We start from the raw sequence: 366 nt of genomic DNA on the forward strand, positions 1-366 counted from the left end.
TCGGCGTGAGGATTGACGGCTTTCTTGAGAAAGGACAGGAATTCCGCACCGTCATGGGTTGGTCGGCACTCCCCGAAAATCTCTCCGGTCGCGACATTCAACGCAGCGAACAGGTCGGTGGTGCCATGCCGGACGTAGTCGTGGGTGCGTTTCTCGCAGGCGTCGAACTCGATCGGCAGCAGTGGCTGGGTGCGGTCCAGCGCCTGGATCTGCGTCTTCTCGTCCAGGCTGAGCACGACCGCTTCACCGGGCGGATCAAGGTACAGGCCGACGATGTCGGCGACCTTCTCCGCGAAGGCAGGATCCTTGCTGATTTTGAACGTGCCCTGCCGGTGTGGCTTCAGCCCGTTGTCCCGCCACAGCTTC

General features: G+C 62.0%; 1 pseudogene. It reads right to left on the reverse strand.

The features are described 5' to 3' along the window. Window positions 1-366 (reverse strand): annotated as a pseudogene (locus U9979_RS02745) (IS630 family transposase); the annotation flags it as partial.

Source organism: Protofrankia sp. Cas4 (genome assembly GCF_963555915.1).
GTDB lineage: Bacteria > Actinomycetota > Actinomycetes > Frankiales > Frankiaceae > Protofrankia.